Annotated in this window: 17 protein-coding genes and 1 pseudogene; 11 read left to right on the top strand and 7 right to left on the bottom strand. The window is 42.2% G+C overall.

All coding sequences use genetic code 11. From position 1 onward, the window contains the following. The first annotated feature begins 23 nt into the window (after window positions 1–23). The 8 genes from ENLAB_RS16890 (at window position 24) to ENLAB_RS08425 (ending at window position 6625) form a co-directional block, all read left to right on the top strand. Complete coding sequence (locus tag ENLAB_RS16890; protein WP_008381833.1) at window positions 24–149, top strand: OadG-related small transporter subunit; 126 nt, start codon at window positions 24–26, stop codon at window positions 147–149. A 12-nt stretch (window positions 150–161) separates the two neighbouring features. Then, on the top strand, window positions 162–1157 hold the full coding sequence (gene citC, locus ENLAB_RS08395; protein ID WP_244350686.1) for a [citrate (pro-3S)-lyase] ligase: 996 nt from the start codon (window positions 162–164) through the stop codon (window positions 1155–1157). Between the two features lie 12 nt (window positions 1158–1169). Beyond that, a complete protein-coding gene (citD, locus tag ENLAB_RS08400) occupies window positions 1170–1478 on the top strand; it encodes a citrate lyase acyl carrier protein (protein ID WP_244350687.1) in 309 nt (102 codons plus the stop codon). Continuing rightward, window positions 1466–2353: a citrate (pro-3S)-lyase subunit beta gene (citE, locus tag ENLAB_RS08405; protein WP_077454178.1), complete on the top strand. Its 888-nt coding sequence runs from the start codon at window positions 1466–1468 to the stop codon at window positions 2351–2353. The genes citD and citE overlap by 13 nt, the downstream gene beginning before the upstream one ends. 2 nt (window positions 2354–2355) lie before the next feature. Continuing rightward, entirely contained in the window at window positions 2356–3888 is a 1533-nt protein-coding gene (gene citF / locus ENLAB_RS08410; protein ID WP_244350688.1) for a citrate lyase subunit alpha, read from the top strand. Beyond that, on the top strand, window positions 3869–4423 hold the full coding sequence (gene citX / locus ENLAB_RS08415) for a citrate lyase holo-[acyl-carrier protein] synthase (RefSeq protein WP_077454176.1): 555 nt from the start codon (window positions 3869–3871) through the stop codon (window positions 4421–4423). The genes citF and citX overlap by 20 nt, the downstream gene beginning before the upstream one ends. Continuing rightward, window positions 4420–5811, top strand: coding sequence for an oxaloacetate decarboxylase subunit alpha (locus ENLAB_RS08420; RefSeq protein ID WP_244350689.1), 1392 nt, complete (start codon window positions 4420–4422; stop codon window positions 5809–5811). Before citX ends, ENLAB_RS08420 begins: the two co-directional genes overlap by 4 nt. Before the next feature lie 274 nt (window positions 5812–6085). Then, window positions 6086–6625 (top strand): DUF1697 domain-containing protein, encoded by a 540-nt coding sequence (locus tag ENLAB_RS08425; protein WP_244350691.1) that lies wholly within the window; start codon window positions 6086–6088, stop codon window positions 6623–6625. A 77-nt stretch (window positions 6626–6702) separates the two neighbouring features. Here ENLAB_RS08425 and ENLAB_RS08430 read toward each other — a convergent pair whose 3' ends face one another. From ENLAB_RS08430 to ENLAB_RS08440, 3 genes are all read right to left on the bottom strand, one after another. Next, the gene (locus ENLAB_RS08430) at window positions 6703–7389 is read right to left on the bottom strand and encodes a YoaK family protein (protein WP_244350692.1); all 687 of its coding nucleotides are present in this window, start codon (window positions 7387–7389) and stop codon (window positions 6703–6705) included. Between the two features lie 280 nt (window positions 7390–7669). Continuing rightward, window positions 7670–9052 carry an MATE family efflux transporter gene (locus ENLAB_RS08435; protein WP_077454168.1) on the bottom strand — a complete coding sequence of 461 codons (1383 nt, stop codon included), beginning with the start codon at window positions 9050–9052 and terminating at the stop codon, window positions 7670–7672. A gap of 80 nt (window positions 9053–9132) precedes the next feature. After that, complete coding sequence (locus ENLAB_RS08440; protein WP_034872418.1) at window positions 9133–9552, bottom strand: MarR family winged helix-turn-helix transcriptional regulator; 420 nt, start codon at window positions 9550–9552, stop codon at window positions 9133–9135. A gap of 475 nt (window positions 9553–10027) precedes the next feature. Here ENLAB_RS08440 and ENLAB_RS08445 point away from each other — a divergent pair, with 475 nt between their 5' ends. The 3 genes and pseudogenes from ENLAB_RS08445 (at window position 10028) to ENLAB_RS08455 (ending at window position 11965) form a co-directional block, all read left to right on the top strand. Continuing rightward, complete coding sequence (locus ENLAB_RS08445; RefSeq protein WP_077454166.1) at window positions 10028–10363, top strand: ArsR/SmtB family transcription factor; 336 nt, start codon at window positions 10028–10030, stop codon at window positions 10361–10363. Beyond that, window positions 10360–11052 (top strand): type 1 glutamine amidotransferase domain-containing protein, encoded by a 693-nt coding sequence (locus tag ENLAB_RS08450; RefSeq protein ID WP_077454165.1) that lies wholly within the window; start codon window positions 10360–10362, stop codon window positions 11050–11052. The genes ENLAB_RS08445 and ENLAB_RS08450 overlap by 4 nt, the downstream gene beginning before the upstream one ends. Continuing rightward, window positions 11037–11965: pseudogene (locus ENLAB_RS08455) on the top strand (NAD-dependent epimerase/dehydratase family protein). Before ENLAB_RS08450 ends, ENLAB_RS08455 begins: the two are co-directional and overlap by 16 nt. Window positions 11966–12471: 506 nt before the next feature. Here ENLAB_RS08455 and ENLAB_RS08460 read toward each other — a convergent pair. The 4 genes from ENLAB_RS08460 to ENLAB_RS08475 all read right to left on the bottom strand — a co-directional run bounded on the left by ENLAB_RS08460 (window position 12472) and on the right by ENLAB_RS08475 (window position 17654). After that, complete coding sequence (locus ENLAB_RS08460; protein ID WP_244350694.1) at window positions 12472–13341, bottom strand: ROK family protein; 870 nt, start codon at window positions 13339–13341, stop codon at window positions 12472–12474. Window positions 13342–13392: 51 nt separating this feature from the next. Next, on the bottom strand, window positions 13393–14385 hold the full coding sequence (locus ENLAB_RS08465) for a LacI family DNA-binding transcriptional regulator (RefSeq protein ID WP_244350696.1): 993 nt from the start codon (window positions 14383–14385) through the stop codon (window positions 13393–13395). 176 nt (window positions 14386–14561) lie between these two features. After that, window positions 14562–16046, bottom strand: a complete 1485-nt coding sequence (locus ENLAB_RS08470; RefSeq protein WP_244350698.1) for a glycoside hydrolase family 32 protein — start codon at window positions 16044–16046, stop codon at window positions 14562–14564. Continuing rightward, complete coding sequence (locus ENLAB_RS08475) at window positions 16047–17654, bottom strand: ABC transporter substrate-binding protein (protein WP_244350700.1); 1608 nt, start codon at window positions 17652–17654, stop codon at window positions 16047–16049. Window positions 17655–17668 lie beyond the last annotated feature (14 nt).

Raw genomic sequence — 17668 nt, forward strand, 5'->3', positions numbered from 1 at the left:
TCACTAGAAAGGAGAGGAAAACTATGAGTCAAGATTTACTGACTTCATTTGAATTGTTGTTATTCGGTTGGGGCGGCGTCTTTGTCGTGATCCTGATCATCTACTTCGCATCCTTGCTTTTGTCGAAGCTCTTTCCAGTAAAAAAATAAAGAAGGCATTGTATGTATACCTTAAAAAGAATCTGGCTGCAAAAAGATCCGGAAGTCTTTTTGCAATGGCAAAAATTGATTACTCATGCTGGCTTAGCCGTCGGTGAAGAAGTAGCCTATACCGTGGGCATTTTTGACCAGCAAACCTTGATTGCTACTGCTTCTTGCTATGCCAATATCATCAAGTATGTGGTGGTCTGTGAAAAAAAACGCTCCGAACAGCTGTTGACGCAATTGATTTCGCACCTTAGCGATCATATCAAAGACGAGGGCTATACTAAGTCCTTCGTCTATACAGCACCGAAAAATCGACTGTTTTTTGAATCTCTCGGGTTTCGTGAAGTGCTGGCAGCGCAAGACATCTTGTTCATGGAACAGGGCGTCCCTTCTTATGAAAGCTATGCCCAACAACTGCAACGGCAGCGAATCGGACAAAACAACGGCGCAATCGTGATGAACGCCAATCCTTTTACCAAGGGACATTTGTACTTAGTTGAAACAGCTGCGAGTCAAAAAGAGCAAGTTTATGTGTTCGTTTTGTCAGAAGACCGTTCACAATTTTCTGCCAGTGAACGGCTGCAGATGGTGACGGAGGGCGTGGCTCACCTGTCAAATGTCACGGTGCTGCCGACCAACAACTATCTCGTCTCTTCGGCAGTTTTTCCCAGTTATTTCTTGAAAGAGCAAGCACCTGAGGCGATCGCCAAAAAACAAGCCGCCTTTGATGCAACCCTCTTCAAAGAAAAAATTGCTCCGCTGTTGGCGATCACCACGCGTTTTGTAGGCTCAGAGCCTTACTCACCCGTGACCCAACTCTACAATGAGGCGATGGCTGCCGTTTTTTCTCCCGAGCTTAAACTGATCGTGATCGACCGTCTGAAGATCAACCAATCAACCGTTTCGGCTACTAAAGTTCGGAAAGCGATTGCAGAAAAAGATTTACCTTCCTTGCAGCAATTTTTGCCAGAAACAACGTTCACATTTTTAATGCAGCATAACTATATTTAGAGGTGATAATAAGTGGAAATCAAAAAAAGTGCGGTTGCCGGCTCTGTTGAATCCAGTGATATCTTGATCGCGATCGAGCCCACCACAACCCAAACCATCGAGCTGACCCTCGATAGCAGTGTCGAAAAACAATTCGGCAAACAAATTCGCGCCGTCATCCTTGAGACACTGAACCATCTAGGCGTGACCCAGGCCAAAATCACCGCCACCGATAAAGGCGCATTGGACTGTACCATCAAAGCCCGAACTCTGACCGCCCTTCATCGGGCAGCCGAACAAGAACAGTATGCTTGGAAGGAGATCGACACATGGAACGTTTAAGAAGAACGATGATGTTTGTACCAGGAGCTAACGCTGCCATGCTACGAGATGCACCATTGTATGGCGCCGATTCCGTCATGTTTGATTTAGAAGATGCGGTCTCCTTGAATGAAAAAGACTCCGCTCGGACACTGGTGCATTTTGCCTTAAAAACCTTTGACTATTCTGCCATCGAAACCGTCGTACGCATCAACGGCCTCGACACGGTGGGTGCCCTTGATATCGAAGCGATGGTCCTAGCGGGGGTCAACGTCATTCGTCTACCGAAAACCGAAACCGCCCAAGACATCATTGACGTTGCCGCCGTGATTACACAAGTGGAAAAAGACAATGATCTACCGGTAGGAACCACCAAAATGATGGCTGCCATCGAGTCTGCCGAAGGCGTTTTAAATGCCCGAGACATCGCCACAGCTTCCGAGCGCTTGATCGGGATCGCTTTAGGGGCAGAAGATTATGTCACCAATATGAAGACTCGTCGCTACCCAGATGGGCAAGAATTGTTGTTTGCCCGCAGTATGATCTTGCATGCAGCTAGAGCTGCGGGAATCGCCGCCATCGATACCGTCTTTTCTGATATCAATGATACAGATGGCTTTATCGCTGAAACGACCCGCATCAAACAGCTTGGTTTTGACGGAAAATCAGTGATCAATCCACGGCAGATTCCCCTAGTCAATGGGATCTATGCACCTTCAAAAGCCGAGATCCAGCAGGCCAAAGAAGTGATCTGGGCCATTCGCGAAGCCGAAAGCAAAGGCTCTGGTGTGATCTCCTTGAATGGCAAAATGGTCGATAAACCAATCGTTGAGCGAGCGGAACGCGTGATCGCCCTTGCCAAAGCAGCGAAATTGATTACCGAGGAGGAAGTGTAATTATGGTGTTAAACAAAGCAGGAAAAGACATCCCTGAATGCTATGCCACCCAATACGGGGTCTTTGAAAATGAAACAGCCAATATCCATGCCTACAAAGAAGCGAGTCGCAAGATCGAGCCAGTCCTGCCAGGCAAAAGCAAGGTCGTGGGCAGTATTCGTGAAGCCATTGAAAAAACAGGGTTAACGGACGGCATGACGATCTCCTTCCACCATCATTTTCGCGAAGGGGATTTTATCATGAATCTCGTTTTGGACGAGATCGCAAAAATGGGTATCAAGAATCTTGCGATTGCCCCTAGTTCCATCGCGAATGTCCATGAACCATTGATCGGACATATCAAATCTGGCGTCGTGACCAATATCACCTCCAGCGGACTGCGGGACAAAGTCGGTGCCGCAATCTCCGAAGGCATTATGGATGCTCCAGTCATTATCCGTTCTCATGGCGGTCGGGCTCGTGCGATTGCCGCCGGCGATATCCACATCGATGTCGCCTTCTTAGGGGCGCCTAGCTCAGATGCGTATGGCAATGCCAATGGTACCGTCGGAAAAGCAACTTGCGGCTCATTGGGCTATGCGATGGTCGATGCAAAATACGCCGACCAAGTCGTGATCATCACCGACACCCTTGTGCCGTTTCCAAATACCCCAATCAGCATTCCCCAAACGGATGTCGATTATGTCGTGGAAGTCGACGCCATCGGTGATCCTGCAGGGATCGCAAAAGGTGCGACCCGCTTTACCAAAAATCCAAAGGAATTGCTGATTGCTGAGTATGCAGCCAAGGTCATCACGAGCTCGCCTTACTACCAACAAGGCTTCTCCTTCCAAACCGGAACAGGCGGTGCCGCATTAGCCGTTTCTCGTTTTTTACGCGAAGCGATGATCAAAGATGAGATCAAAGCCAGCTTTGCCCTCGGCGGCATTACCAATGCCATGGTGGAACTGTTAGAAGAAGGATTAGTGGAAAAACTGATCGATGTCCAAGACTTTGATCATCCTTCCGCGCAATCGCTAGGGAAAAACGCCAATCATTACGAGATCGATGCCAATATGTATGCCTCACCGTTAAGCAAAGGGGCGTTTATCAATCAATTGGATACCGCCATTCTTTCCGCACTGGAAGTCGACACGGATTTCAACATCAATGTCATCACCGGTTCTGACGGTGTGATCCGCGGTGCCTCTGGCGGCCACTCAGATACTAGTATGGCGTGCAAAATGAGCTTAGTGATCGCTCCTCTTGTGCGGGGACGGATCCCAACAATCGTCGATACCGTCAACACGATCGTCACGCCAGGCGCCAGTATTGATGTCGTCGTTACGGAAATCGGGATCGCCATCAATCCTGCTCGCGAAGACCTGATCAGCCATTTTGAAGCATTGGATATTCCCCAATACACCATTGAAGAGTTAAAAGAAAAAGCCTACAGCATTGTCGGTCAACCCGAACCAATCAAGTACGGGGAAAAAACCGTCGCTTTGATCGAATACCGCGATGGCACGATCATTGATGTGGTCAAAAATGTCTGATGCCCTATTTTCAGGAAACCCTGTGACGCTAACCGATATGCTGCAGGCACGAGAAAATAGAAGCTCCCTTCAACGGGAGCTTCTCGCTGCGGATGAAAAAGCGGCATTGCTTGTTGCCACCATGAATATTCCCGGTCCCGTGAAAAATTCTGCCCCATTGACCGCCGTTTTTGAAGAACTCATTACGGAAATCGAAGAGGCCGTCAAGGAACTGATTCCACTGGCAAACCTCTACCGTAGTTTGGAAACTGGACCGGAATATTATCTCGTACTGCCCACAGATCCTTATGAACTAAAACGAATGATGGTTCAGATTGAGACCCATCATCCTTATGGTCGATTGGTGGATCTGGATGTCTTAGCCAAAAACCAAGACCAGCTTTTACCTATCAGCCGCACCGAAATCGGACTGCCGGCAAGAAGCTGCTACGTCTGTGAACAAGATGCCAAAGTTTGTGGCCGTTCTAGAACTCATAGCGTAGCAGATATGCAGCAGCAGATCCGTAAAATCATTCAGGAAAGAGTGAAAGAATGAAAAAAATCCAATTTACCGAAACCGTCTTGCGGGACGGTCAACAAAGTCTGATCGCCACGCGAATGCCTACCAGCGATATGCTGCCGATCTTAAAAACCATGGATCAAGCAGGCTATCATGCCCTTGAAATGTGGGGCGGCGCAACCTTCGATGCTTGTTTGCGTTTTTTAAATGAAGACCCATGGGAAAGATTGCGGGCGATCCGCAAAGAAGTGAAAAAGACCAAACTGCAAATGCTCTTACGTGGACAAAATCTCTTAGGCTACAAAAACTATGCCGATGACGTCGTTGCTGACTTTGTGACCAAATCGGTCGAAAACGGCATCGACATTCTTCGTTTGTTTGACGCCTTAAATGATGTCCGCAATTTAGAAACCGCCATCCGTGCCACAAAAGCAGCCGGTGGACACTGTCAAACGGCAATCTCTTATACTACTAGCCAGATCCATACCGTGGATTACTTCGTTGACCTTGCCAACAAGATGGCAAACCTCGGCGCCGATTCCATCTGTATCAAAGATATGGCCGGCGTTTTGACGCCGCAAACCGGCTATGAGCTGGTCAGCCGAATCAAAGATGCCGTCGATCTGCCGCTAGAAGTCCATACCCATGCCACCAGCGGCATCGCTGAGATGACTTACTTGAAAGTTGCGGAAGCCGGTGCAGACATCATTGATACCGCCATCTCCTCTTTTGCTGGCGGCACCAGTCAGCCAGCAACCGAATCTGTGGCAATCGCCTTAGAAGATTGCGGCTTTGCTACGGGACTTGATCTGCAGAAAGTCGCTGAGATCGCGGAACACTTCAATCCCGTTCGTGATCGTTTCCGCGAAGAAGGACTACTGAACCCGAAAGTCAAAGATATCGAACCTAAAACCTTGATCTATCAAGTACCTGGCGGCATGTTGTCAAACCTACTCAGCCAATTGACGGAACAAGGATTGCAAGACAAGTATGAAGAAGTTCTAGCAGAAGTACCAAAAGTCAGAGCGGACTTGGGCTATCCGCCACTAGTGACCCCATTGTCGCAAATGGTCGGCACTCAAGCCTTGATGAATGTGATTTCAGGAGAACGTTACAAACTTGTCCCAAGTGAGATCAAAGATTACGTCAAAGGACTTTACGGTCAATCGCCAGCACCCATCAGCGACGAAATCAAAGAAACAATCATCGGAGATGCCGAAGTGATCACCGTTAGACCAGCTGATCTACTGGCGCCACAACTGCCAGCCTTCCGGGAAGAAATCGCTGAGTATGCCAAAAGCGAAGAAGACGTGCTGATGTACGCCCTCTTCCCTCAACAAGCCCAAGACTTTTTAGGCCGACGAGAAGATCCCTTTTATGATGTCCCCGTACAGACAGTGTCTGTGAGGATTGCGGTGGATTAGCAACAAAGCCAGAAACAGAGAAAACGACTGAAAGTGCCCCTCACAAATTCGCTTGCTTTAGCAAATTTGTGAGGGTTGTTAGCATTTACAGGCTGTTTCTTCGTTTTTACTAATTAGCAGCGCAAAAATACATGCGCCACAGCCACTCCACCAATAAGCTTGCATTAATCGCTTCTCGCTCACGTATTTTGGGCAGCTGAGAAGCCAGGATTGTACTTCCGCTCCATCCATTCTATAATCAGCTAAAAGAAGGGGTTTAAAGGAGGAGTTATCCATGCAACGATACATCGCTTTATTAAGAGGCATCAATGTCGGTGGAAAGAACAAAATTTCTATGAAAGAATTGAAAGCCGGTTTTGAAGAATTGGGGTTTAGCAATGTGGTCACTTATTTGAATAGCGGCAATGTGATTTTTTCCAGTAAAGGGGATGATCCACAAGCCCTTGCCGAAACGATTAAAGCAATGGTCAAACGCGATTTTTCCTTTGATATCGCTATTTATATCATTCGCCAAACAGAGCTACAGGAACGCTTGACCCATATACCTGACTGGTCAGGAACGGAAGATAAAACCATCTATGACAACCTGATCTTTTTAATGCCTTCGCTGACCTACGAGAAGTTATCTGAAAAACTCGGGGCTCCGAATGCCGAGCTTGAACAGGTATTTCCTTACAAAGACGTCGTCTTCTGGTCTTACCTCTGCAAAGACTATCAAAAAACCAATTGGTGGAAAAAAACAGCCAGTACCAGCGTCGGCAAACAGATTACGATTCGAACCATCAATACCGTACGGAAGATTGCGGAGCTGTGAGGACATTCTAAAAAATATTCCTCTTTCAGCTTATAAGAAAAACCGCCAGAAGGAGTCCCTCTGACGGTTTTATTTGACTATCGAATCGTCTTTTTCGCTTGATGGATTTCAATAAAAAGAGCCAGCAGAAACGTGAAAGTTACGATCCAAATTGAATATTTTTTTAAAGCAAGACTGACAAAGGCTAGTAAACAAGCACCAATGACAAATGAGAGCACGACGATCGTATAGTTATGGGCATTGCGTTTTTGAAGCGACGTTTTATTCCGTGAGGTCAGATACAGATACCATTCATTTAGCATTTTCCGATAATTGCCTGAGGTCATCATGATCGTATAAGGATTTCCTTCGATTTGCGTTCCAGTAAACGTCAGCATCAGCAAGCCACTGCCAAAAGCAAGCAGACCAATTTTAAAAAGGTGCAAGTTTTGGGACAACAATGGAATGATCACGCTCGATAAAATAACAGGTAGCATGGTGTAACTGCGCCAATAATGACTGAAATTGCTGCGCTTTAGAAGAATACCTAATAAAAATCCTACCGTAAACAAAATGATCGATACGATCTTAGGCAGCATTTGCTGCCAATTATATTGGGATAAATTCGAAGCCATCAAAATAATGTTCCCTGTCTGGGTAGCAACTAATCCATGAAAGTAATTGTGAGAATAGACATCTAATGCCCCGCCTGAAAAAGCCATTAAAATCGCAAACAGACGACTGTTATTCGAGACAGAGACAACTTTATAAAATTTTTTTTGCATAGTAGGTTCCTCAATCGCTTGATAATTTTGCTAATAACGTTCATTTTAGACACTTTTCTTCTATCAACACATTCAAAAATCATTGATCTTTGAATGAAGTTTTTTCAATTGTAAGTATAACAGAATGAACATCTCCTCTTACTTTAATGCAAAGAAAATAAATAGCAAGTAAAGAAGCCCAACAAAGCAAACTTCGTTGAGCTTTCCATACCCGAGATTCGAAAAGAAACCTTTCGCTATCTTTTCATCCAGAAACCAATAGTTCAAACGTACCTGATTCTTATATGCTACTGTTTTGCATGGCGGGCAGGTCATCCTTATTAAGTTTATTTAGATAAGGAATCATCATTAAGACACCCGCAACAAACGCGATACCTTCTGTAATCGTCATTGACCAAATCAATCCATCCAATCCATAGAAATGATGAAGCACTAAAACGATTGGAATAAAGAATGTTCCTTGAATCGTGGACATCACTCCGGTCTGAGCACCTAGTCCAGATGCCTGAAAGATGCCCGTGAATAAACCAGAGAAACCATTAAAGATCGAAGAAACCAACTGTGCCCCTAAAATCGTTAAGCCAACTTGGATCACACGAGGATCACTTGTAAATAACCCCAGCACAGGCACTCGCAACCAATACACAATCAATGCAAAAAGGATGGAGATCCCACCTATCCACAAAGATACTTCTTTCAGTGCTTCTTTCACTCGTTTCGTGTTATGGGCAGAGAAACTGTAGGCAAATAACGGTATGACGCCCAAAAATAGACCCATTGTTAAAAATTCCGGTAATTGCGTGATTCGAACAGCGATACCAAAGCTAGCCACAACATTGTCTCCATATTCAGCAGAAAAATTGTTCAATAATAATGTGGTGACGATCATGAAAGCTGATTTAAACAGCTCGGATATCCCTATTTTATAAACTTCTAGCTGATCTTTGATTGAAAGTTTCATGTTCTTTAAAAAGCCCTTCAATGTCTCGCTTTTCGTTTCTAGGAACCAGACATAATACGTTGTTGAAGCGATATTCGCAATCACCAGTGATAGCCCTGCACCGATCACATGTAGGTTAAAGACGAGAATCAATAATGCATCAAGTAGGATACTCACTGCAACACTGACAAACATGCCATACATTGATTCTTTTGAGGCCCCTTCTGAACGCACCAACTGTTCCAAAGCAAAATTTAAAATGAACGATGCTCCACCAACAAACAAAATCAGTGAATATTGTTTTGTATACAAAAATGTCTGCCCACCTGCTCCTAATAAATGAATAAACGGATCCATGAAAATTACTGCGACAATCCCTATGATCACACCGAGCAGGATGCTCGAGTAAAACGCATAGCCGGCAACTTTCTTGCCCTTTTGAGTGTCTCCATTTCCTAGTAGTCGTGTGATATAGCTTCCTCCACCAACACCTAGCATGTTCCCAACGGCCATCAACAGAATCGTAATGGGCATCGCCAAGGTAATCGCCGACATCATATTGGTATCATGGATCAATCCAATAAAATAAGCATTAATCAAATTATAGATCGTCGTGGTTGAAATACCAACCATCATCGGGATCGATAAATGGGCAATTGCCTTTCGCACCGGACTTTCGCTTAAGTAGTAAATATTGGATTCATTCATTGTGACTTCTTCCATGATGATTCCTCCTTTAATTAGATAGTTAACTATTAGAATTCTAACTTTAAGGCAATAAGCAGTGATTGACTGCTTATTGCTCATAGACTTTGATCGATTTTTCTTAACAAACGAGTCAGTTCTTCGACTTCTTCTGCATTCAGTGCTTGGACCAGTTCTTTTTCTGCCGCATAAAAAGCTTCATTGGTTTGATCAATCAACGCTTTTCCTTTGGGCAAAACGTATATATTTTTTTGCCGCTCATTATTTTTTGGGATGCGGCGTTCGATATACCCTTTTTTTTCTAACCCTTGAAGCATACTTGTGATGCTGGCATCACGACGTTGAAACACTTGGGCCAAATCCTTCTGAATCAATCCTTTGTCTTCATTTTGTGCGATATACGCAATCATTCTTCCTTGCTGCTGACTGATATCCAGGTCTTTTATACGCAGTTCCATCGATTCCCGTGACTTATTCATAATGGAACGCATCAAATTCGAAACGATCAGTTCCTCCAAAACGACTCCCCCTTCGCCAAATGTTAGATATCTAACTATTCGAAAAGAATATACACCGGTTAAAAAGGAAAGTCAATAAAAAGATTCGCTACCTAATAATTAGATACCTAATTTTTTTCATTAGGGTTCCCCCTTGCTAGCCACCAGTGCCTTGTGTGAAAGTAAACCGCCCCGTACGTGTCAGCCCTACTTGCTTTGATAATGTGATAGGAATAGCCTTACACCCATCTCTTCTAGCCAGTTTGAACAATCGTTTAATCATTATTGTTGCCAACTAGTTGCTTGATAGCAGCCTTAAAAGCTGCCTCAGAATGGTTCATCTTTCTACGGTCATAACGCCCCTACTAAAAAGGGTTACGTATATAGTCAAAAAATAGGACGGAAGAGGTTCCAGCGTTCGAGCTTTTTTCATTGCAAAAATCTTCTCTCTATGGTTTAATGGTTTAAACTTTTAAACCATATAGGAGAGACAATTATGATAGATTATGCTAATCTGCAACAAGATTTTTCTGAATTAAGTGATTTTTTAATCGCGCTAGGTGACAAAAAAAGACAAGCTATCATCATTCGGTTGCTAGAAGCGGAAAATTGTGCTGGCTTACAGGTCACTTCCTTATTAGAGGCCACCAATTTATCTAGACCCGCCATTTCACATCATTTGAAAATCTTGAAAGAAGCCAAAATCGTGAATTTCAGACAAGAAGGAACAAAAAATTATTACTATCTCGATCACGAGCAAACAGAAATAAAAAAGCTCCAATCTTTTTTGACGAAAGTCATTCACATTATGAACGAGAGGGACCAATCATGAAGAAAGTATTAGTTGTTGAAACAAACATTCAAAAATATGCTGGCACGAACGAAGCTACCGGACTTTGGTTAGGAGAAAGTGCCGAGTTTCTAGATGAAGTCTACCAACAAGGGATTGACGTTGATTTCGTAAGTCCATTGGGAGGCTTTGTTCCTCTAGATCCAAGAAGCATGAAATATATAGATCAAGCCATTATGAACATTTATCTGGAAGAAAATTTCATTCAGAACGGCCTGATTCACACGAAAAAACCCTCAGAGATAAATCCGAACGATTACCATGCGATTTATTTTACCGGAGGGCATGGTGTCATGTGGGATTTTCCTGATAATAAAGAGCTGCAAGAACTCGCTTTAGCCATTTATGAAAATAATGGGTATATTCTATCTGTTTGTCACGGAATCGCTGGTTTACTAAATATAAAAGATAGAGAAGGAAGCTTTTTGATTTCTGGGAAAAAAATCACTGGATTTACGAAAACAGAAGAATTTCTCGCCGGGAAAATGAACAAAGTTCCTTTCTTTAATCAAACCGCCGCAGAAGAACGAAACGCTCAATTCAAAAAAAGACGCTTTTATAAAGCATTTGCCCTAAAAGATGGACGGATTATCACTGGCCAAAATCCTTTTTCTGTACGTGCTGTAGCAAAACTATATCTTGAGGAGGTACAGTCATGCAAACAATTTTAGGAAGCAATGGACAAATCGGCTATGAACTAGCAAAAGAACTATACAAAAATTACACAAATGAGCTTCGACTAGTTAGCCGGAAGCCTCAAAAAATCAATCCTACAGACCAGCTCGTTTCCGCAGACTTGATGGACTTTTCGCAAACGAAAAAAGCGATTGAACATAGTGAGATTGTTTACTTCACTGTTGGGTTACCGATGGACGCTGAGCTGTGGGAAACCAATTTTATGATAATCACAGAAAATGTCATCCGCGCTTGCCAAGAAGCACAGAGCAAACTGGTTTTTTTGATAATACTTATATGTATCCAAAGGATCGTACACCCCAACAGGAAGACACGCCATTTTCTCCAGCAGGCAGGAAGTCCCTCGTACGCTCTAAAATGGCTCAATTGGTTTTATCCGAGATGGAAAGTGGCCGTTTAGATGCGGTGATTTGTCGAGCCCCAGAGTTTTACGGACCAGGCAAGACCCAGAGCATTACCAATACACTCGTCTTAAACAATATAGTCCACAATGCTCCCGTCAAAATACCTGTCAATAAGGACACTTTACGCACACTTATATGGACACCTGATGCTAGCCGAGCCATGGCCCTTATCGGAAATACGCCTAGTGCCTATGGCCAGACTTGGCATTTGCCCTGTGATACACCTCATAGTTTCCAAGACATGATCGATCTCGCCGAAAAATTTGAAGGCAAGCCATTGAAATACCGCGTCATTCCTTTGTGGCAATTTAAACTTGCTACGCTATTCAGTAAAAACGCGCGCGAACTAAGTGAGTTATTACCTAGATATACGATGGATAATCTTTTTGTCTCTGATAAATTCAAAAAGGCATTCCCTCATTTTGAGATCACAACGTTTGAAGAAGGCATTAGGCAGGTACTTGTTGAGAATAGGGCAGGATGACTGACAACACTTTATTAACCCCAATGAAGAGAATGACTGATGAGAAGCTACCCAGCTTTTAGTAAATCAAATTCAAAGGATGTTCGCGTTAGTAGAAAGTTGAATTAGATATACTTATTTTACCGTTAGCAAAACCGTTCATTACACCGTCACTATTATTAATAAAAAGGATATTCATCCCACCCAAACACAATTAGAACAGGAATATAGAAAGCCAATTAGGCGTAGGCCTAATTGGCTTTAATAAGACATTCTGTTTCCTTTTTCTTTGCTCGGGCTAATAGAAAAAAAACAAGCACTAAGAAGTAATTTTGAGGCAGCTAGACAACAATATAACTGAAGACGAGAACGAAAGAAAAAATTCTTATTTGCGACATTCGATTACGCAAAAAAATATATATGAACATCTATTATTAGCCATCCTTTTTTCTAGCTCTCATTTTAGTTAACCTTTTTATCTATCCTAACTGCTATAAAAACTCTCTCACACGTTCTTTAACATGCTGCTATTGTTCCAACTTCTTTATTGCTAAAGCTAAGCAGCCGATCAAACCTGCATCGTCAGCAAGCATTGGAGTTAGTAAGTATTCTTCAAGAGCAGGGGTATCCACATAGGAACCCATTTTTTCTTTAAACGCTTGGCGAATCAACTCGAGTAGTTGCGGCTGTTTCATTACACCCCCACCTAAAATTATTACTTCCGGTGCATATAGTAAAGTTGTGTTATACACACACTGAGCAAGATAATCTGCCTCAATCGCCCAATAAGGATGATCAAATGAAATGGTTTGGGCTTTTCTTCCAAAGCGTTTTTCAATCGCGGGTCCTGAGGCTAACCCTTCCAAACAATCATGATGAAAAGGACAGATCCCTTCAAATTGATCTTCATTATGACGTTGTAAGAGCATATGTCCCATTTCAGGATGACTGAAACCTGCGACTATTTTTCCATCGACTACAGCACCACCACCAACACCAGTACCAACGGTGTAATACAGAACACTATTTTTACCTTTTCCATACCCTGCCATATATTCTCCATAACAAGCAGCATTTACATCGGTAGTCCAATAGATGGGAACCGACAAGGCGTTTTCCAAAGCTCCGACAAAATGATAATTTTGCCAAGCTAACTTCGGAGTGTTGGTGATATATCCGTAAGTTCTTGATTCGATTTGAATATCAATAGGCCCAAATGCTCCTACACCAATTGATGCGATATTTCCTTTGTACTTATCAAAGAAATCAAACACTTGCTTCATCGTTTCTTCTGGTGTTGTGGTTGGAAAGCTTTTCCGTTCTATCACTTGTAATTGTTCATTACCAATCCCACAGACAAACTTTGTTCCACCAGCTTCTATTCCACCATATAACATTTTATCTACACCTTTCATTCACTCATTTTCAAAAAAAGAAACGTATTTGCACTAAGCAAAATCGTTTCTCACTAAAGGTTTCGTTGTGCCACCTTCGCCAAATTCAATCGGCAATACGGTACGTTTTTCTACTGTCTCTCCATTAATGACAGCAATTAATTTTGCCACTGCCACTTCCGCCATTTGCTTTGTAGGTTGGGCAATTGTTGATACGAGATAAGGGTCTCCTTCTGTCATCTTTTGACCATCAAATCCGATAACTTGGACATCCTCTGGTACGTTTTTCCCTATTTTTTCAAGCATACCAATGACAGCTAATGCCATCGGATCGTTGATCGTAAAAATCCCATCGATATCGGGATTCTCTAACAAAAAATTTGTTACACGTTCTGAGAGATGGTCTAAAGGTTCTAACATATCTAACGCTTTATAGGAAATCCCCAGTTGACGGCACTCGATCTCAAAATATTTTCGACGACTCTTCGTTTCATTCGGTGTTTCTTGGTACCCACCGATATATGCTACATTCTGACATCCTCGGCGATAAAGTTCATTTGCAGCCAAACGTCCACCGGCCGCATTGTCAGCGGTCACATAAATCACCTCTTCAGTGAAATAACGGTCAATACTAACAAAAGGCAGATTACTCGAAATGTATTCATCGATATCTGAATAAGTAATTCCAATGATGCCGTCTACTTTATTTTGGCTGACCATCTGGATATATTCTTGTTCTTTTTCACTATTCCCACTGGAGTTGCACAAATAAAGCTTGTAGTTTTGTCTTTCTAATGCTGTTTCTACATGGTAGGCAAATTCGCCAAAAAATGGATGCCATACTGTGGGTAAAATCAAAGCAACCGTATTCGTATGCTTCATCTTTAACCCCCGGGCATAAAAATCTGGTTGATAGTTTAACTCTGTCATTGCTGCTTCAACTTTTTCTCTAGTAGAAGTTTTAACAGAACCGTTATTCAATACCCGGGAAACAGTTCCTACTCCGACACCTGCTAATTTTGCGACATCTTTCATTGTTGCTTTCATAGTTGATCCCTCACATTTCTGCACAAGTTTAGTATAATGAATTTTGTCATAAATTACTAATTTTTTCAAAATACTAATAGCAAAGCCATGGGAAATCTAGCTATCTGTTCTTTTCTAAAAACATTATCCTTCAAAACCTATTAAATAATTGATACATCGCCTAAGCAATCAAACATTTATTTCACACTCGCTGTTTCAAAAGCTTGAATACGACTTTCTCCAATCGAATGAAACAAGATATCTCGAGCTTTTTCCAGCTCATAGAAAGTAGCCGTCATAACTTCTAACCCATTAATAAAAACTTCAACTGATGAGGTATCTCTAAAAATCTCAAGAACGAGCTGATTATCAATCAAAGGTATTTCAACTTTTCGGACATTCAGAGGGTCTTCTTCCGCCCCTGTAAGCTCTCTTCCTAGTTTCTGACGATCCAATTCAAAAACCTGTTTAGCAGTGTCATAAGTTAGTTTGAGACAATCCGTCTTAGACCGCAGTAATTCAATTGTAAAAACTTCTGCTTTCTCCAAATCTGCGACTAGATGTAAATATGAAGAATCAGACAGCGCGTTTCGAAATACGACTGATGTGTCAGTCACTGCAATATTTTCACTGCCTTGTTGATAAACTAAATGACTATATACAGTTGAGATGGGTTTTTGTACCAATCGATTTTTTTTCACTCTTAACTCTCGGGGCAAACTCATAGAGCCTGCCCAAAGATGGCCTAACTCATGTGTAGGCAATGTACGATCCCACATCTGCATCCAAGCAATCATCACCCGTCCACCATTAGGATCTGTTGTTGTTTGTGGTGCATAAAAATCCATTCCAAAATCTATTTCATGGAAATTATCAACTATCATCTGACCTGTTTCCCAGTCTACCTCACCAATACAAGCCATGGTAGAACTGATATTATGATATTCCAGTCCGTTCTTCTTGATTTGTATCGGTGACATGATTAAGACATCTCGTCCGTCTAAATGGAATAAGTCAGGACATTCCCACATTATTCCTTGCTCTGAAGTCCCTTCTAGCAACACAGAGTAAAAGTGCCAAGTATACAAATCTGACGATTGAAACATCACTATTCTACCAGTAGACTGTGTAGATTTAGTAGCTACTACCATATAGTAAGCATCGTTGTGAACAATTACTTTAGGATCACGAAATTCTTGTATCAGCCCATTCTCACCTAGCTGTTTTTCTGCTACCACAGGATTACCACTGTATTTGCTAAAATGAATACCATCTTCAGAGACCGCCAAACATTGATGCTGATGGCTAATACCATCAATTTCTTGACAGCCTGTATAAAATAAATATAGTTTTCCGTCTCTTTCAATTGCACTTCCTGAGAAACACCCGCCGCTGTCATAAGGTTGATCTGGGGCTAACGCTACTGGTAGATCTTCCCAATGGACCAAATCACTACTGCGCGCATGCCCCCAATGCATGGGCCCCCATCGACTATCGTAAGGATAGTATTGATAGAAGAGATGGTAATGCCCTTTGTAATATATAAACCCATTGGGGTCATTTATCCACCCGATGGGTGCGGAAAAATGATAGTTTTGTCGATACTGAGGGTTAACTTTTCCTCGCATCATTTCAATAAATCGATTTGCTTTATCCAAAATCGCCGTTTCTTCTACTAACACTTATTGTGCTCCCTTCAAAAAATTATCATAGCCAGTTTGTTTTATTTGAATCCATTCTTCCAAACCTACACGTTCCAATTCAGCAAGGTATTCTTCCCATTCTTCATCGATTTTACCGCCTGTGATCCACTCTGCTCTTTTGCGATAGATGTAATCCCACATATCTGTTTCAATTTTTGCTAATCGGTCTGTATCTTCTTTTTCTAAAAAGACACGTGGATAGATATTGTCTTCTGTAATATATGGCAAATACGTGTCATGCATCAAATCTAAACGCCACTTCGCATCATCTGGCATAGTAGTGACTGTGCCGTAATAAGAATCAAGAACTGCTAATGGTCCTCCAGCTTCGGTTTTTTGTCTTAGTTCCCCCGGTGCTGTCCCCTCTAAAGGCAAATGTTTTAACATACCATCCTTTAATTCAAAAATATTCGCCTGTGCTTCATCACCGTAGGTTCCCCAGTTATTTTGGACAGACTGTAACGGTTCATACATTTTATCTATCCACCTAGCTGTAAGTTCCAAGTTTTTATTCGCACTAGTAATTACGAGACGATCTCTTGAGAAACCCATGCCATTCGTACGAGTAACGTGTTTCGTTCCATCTGGTCCCGCTAAGACTGGCAAGACGTCATAACTATCATCTGCACCCGTGATATTTGCTTTATCCCAAGTAAAGTACACGCCATACTTATGTTCTTTCCCTTTGGCAACATACGTATTCCAATCTTGTTCGAAAGCCTCTTTATCAATAAGACCTTTATTATTCATTTCATTGAAATATTTGATGGCTTCTTTATACCCTTCTTTGTTAGCAGTAAATTGTACCTGGCCATCGTTATCAACGACTAAGTGGTCATCATTATCACCTAGACCGAATGCCCCCATTAAAAATTTTAAGTCTTCGTTTCCTCCATTGTTAATAAAGCTAAAAGGAATTTCATCTGCTTCACCATTACCATTTGGATCTTGCGTCTTGAAAGCCTCCAACACAGTCATCAACTGATCAGTGGTTTGCGGCATTTCAAGACCCAAATTATCCAACCACTCCTTGTTGATCCAAGCCATCCCATTTACTGTATGAATCGACTCTTTTCCTTCGCCTAATTCTTCAATCCAAGGCATAGAGTAAATGTGACCATCAGGTGCAGTAGACATTTGTCGGTATTCGGGGTTTTCCTCAAAAATTTTCTTCAGATTTGGCATATAATCTTCGATCAAATCTTCAATCGGTACAATAACACCACTTTCCGCCCAGTTTAATAAATCATAGTCACCTGCAGCGGCGTTGAAGATGGCATCTGGTAAATCACCACTAGCGATATCCAAATTTCTTTTTTCGGCAAAATCACTACTGTAGTTTGTCCAATCAATATGGAGATTGGTCTCTTCTTCTAATCGTTGGAAAATCAATTTGTCATTAGGATCATTGGGAGCCAAAGGGGCACTTTGAGACATCATTTTTAAAGATACTTTTTCTTTCAATGGAAAAGAGACATTTTCTAGTTCATAATCAGGGCTTGATTTACTCTTTTCTTTTGAGCCTCCACAAGCCCCCAAAATTAGTACGGAAGTAAAAACGATTGGCAGCATCCATTTTGCTTTCATCTTAAAATCTCCTT

Source organism: Enterococcus innesii (genome assembly GCF_022846515.1).
In the GTDB taxonomy this organism is placed as follows: domain Bacteria; phylum Bacillota; class Bacilli; order Lactobacillales; family Enterococcaceae; genus Enterococcus_D; species Enterococcus_D innesii.

What these genes read in the sequence shown, in the direction of transcription:
- ENLAB_RS16890 (WP_008381833.1), top strand. Translation starts at nt 24, where the DNA reads ATGAGTCAAGATTTACTGACTTCATTTGAATTGTTGTTATTCGGTTGG.
- citC (WP_244350686.1), top strand. Translation starts at nt 162, where the DNA reads ATGTATACCTTAAAAAGAATCTGGCTGCAAAAAGATCCGGAAGTCTTT.
- citE (WP_077454178.1), top strand. Translation starts at nt 1,466, where the DNA reads ATGGAACGTTTAAGAAGAACGATGATGTTTGTACCAGGAGCTAACGCT.
- citF (WP_244350688.1), top strand. Translation starts at nt 2,356, where the DNA reads ATGGTGTTAAACAAAGCAGGAAAAGACATCCCTGAATGCTATGCCACC.
- citX (WP_077454176.1), top strand. Translation starts at nt 3,869, where the DNA reads ATGTGGTCAAAAATGTCTGATGCCCTATTTTCAGGAAACCCTGTGACG.
- ENLAB_RS08420 (WP_244350689.1), top strand. Translation starts at nt 4,420, where the DNA reads ATGAAAAAAATCCAATTTACCGAAACCGTCTTGCGGGACGGTCAACAA.
- ENLAB_RS08425 (WP_244350691.1), top strand. Translation starts at nt 6,086, where the DNA reads ATGCAACGATACATCGCTTTATTAAGAGGCATCAATGTCGGTGGAAAG.
- ENLAB_RS08430 (WP_244350692.1), bottom strand. Translation starts at nt 7,389, where the DNA reads ATGCAAAAAAAATTTTATAAAGTTGTCTCTGTCTCGAATAACAGTCGT.
- ENLAB_RS08435 (WP_077454168.1), bottom strand. Translation starts at nt 9,052, where the DNA reads ATGGAAGAAGTCACAATGAATGAATCCAATATTTACTACTTAAGCGAA.
- ENLAB_RS08445 (WP_077454166.1), top strand. Translation starts at nt 10,028, where the DNA reads ATGATAGATTATGCTAATCTGCAACAAGATTTTTCTGAATTAAGTGAT.
- ENLAB_RS08450 (WP_077454165.1), top strand. Translation starts at nt 10,360, where the DNA reads ATGAAGAAAGTATTAGTTGTTGAAACAAACATTCAAAAATATGCTGGC.
- ENLAB_RS08460 (WP_244350694.1), bottom strand. Translation starts at nt 13,341, where the DNA reads ATGTTATATGGTGGAATAGAAGCTGGTGGAACAAAGTTTGTCTGTGGG.
- ENLAB_RS08465 (WP_244350696.1), bottom strand. Translation starts at nt 14,385, where the DNA reads ATGAAAGCAACAATGAAAGATGTCGCAAAATTAGCAGGTGTCGGAGTA.
- ENLAB_RS08475 (WP_244350700.1), bottom strand. Translation starts at nt 17,654, where the DNA reads ATGAAAGCAAAATGGATGCTGCCAATCGTTTTTACTTCCGTACTAATT.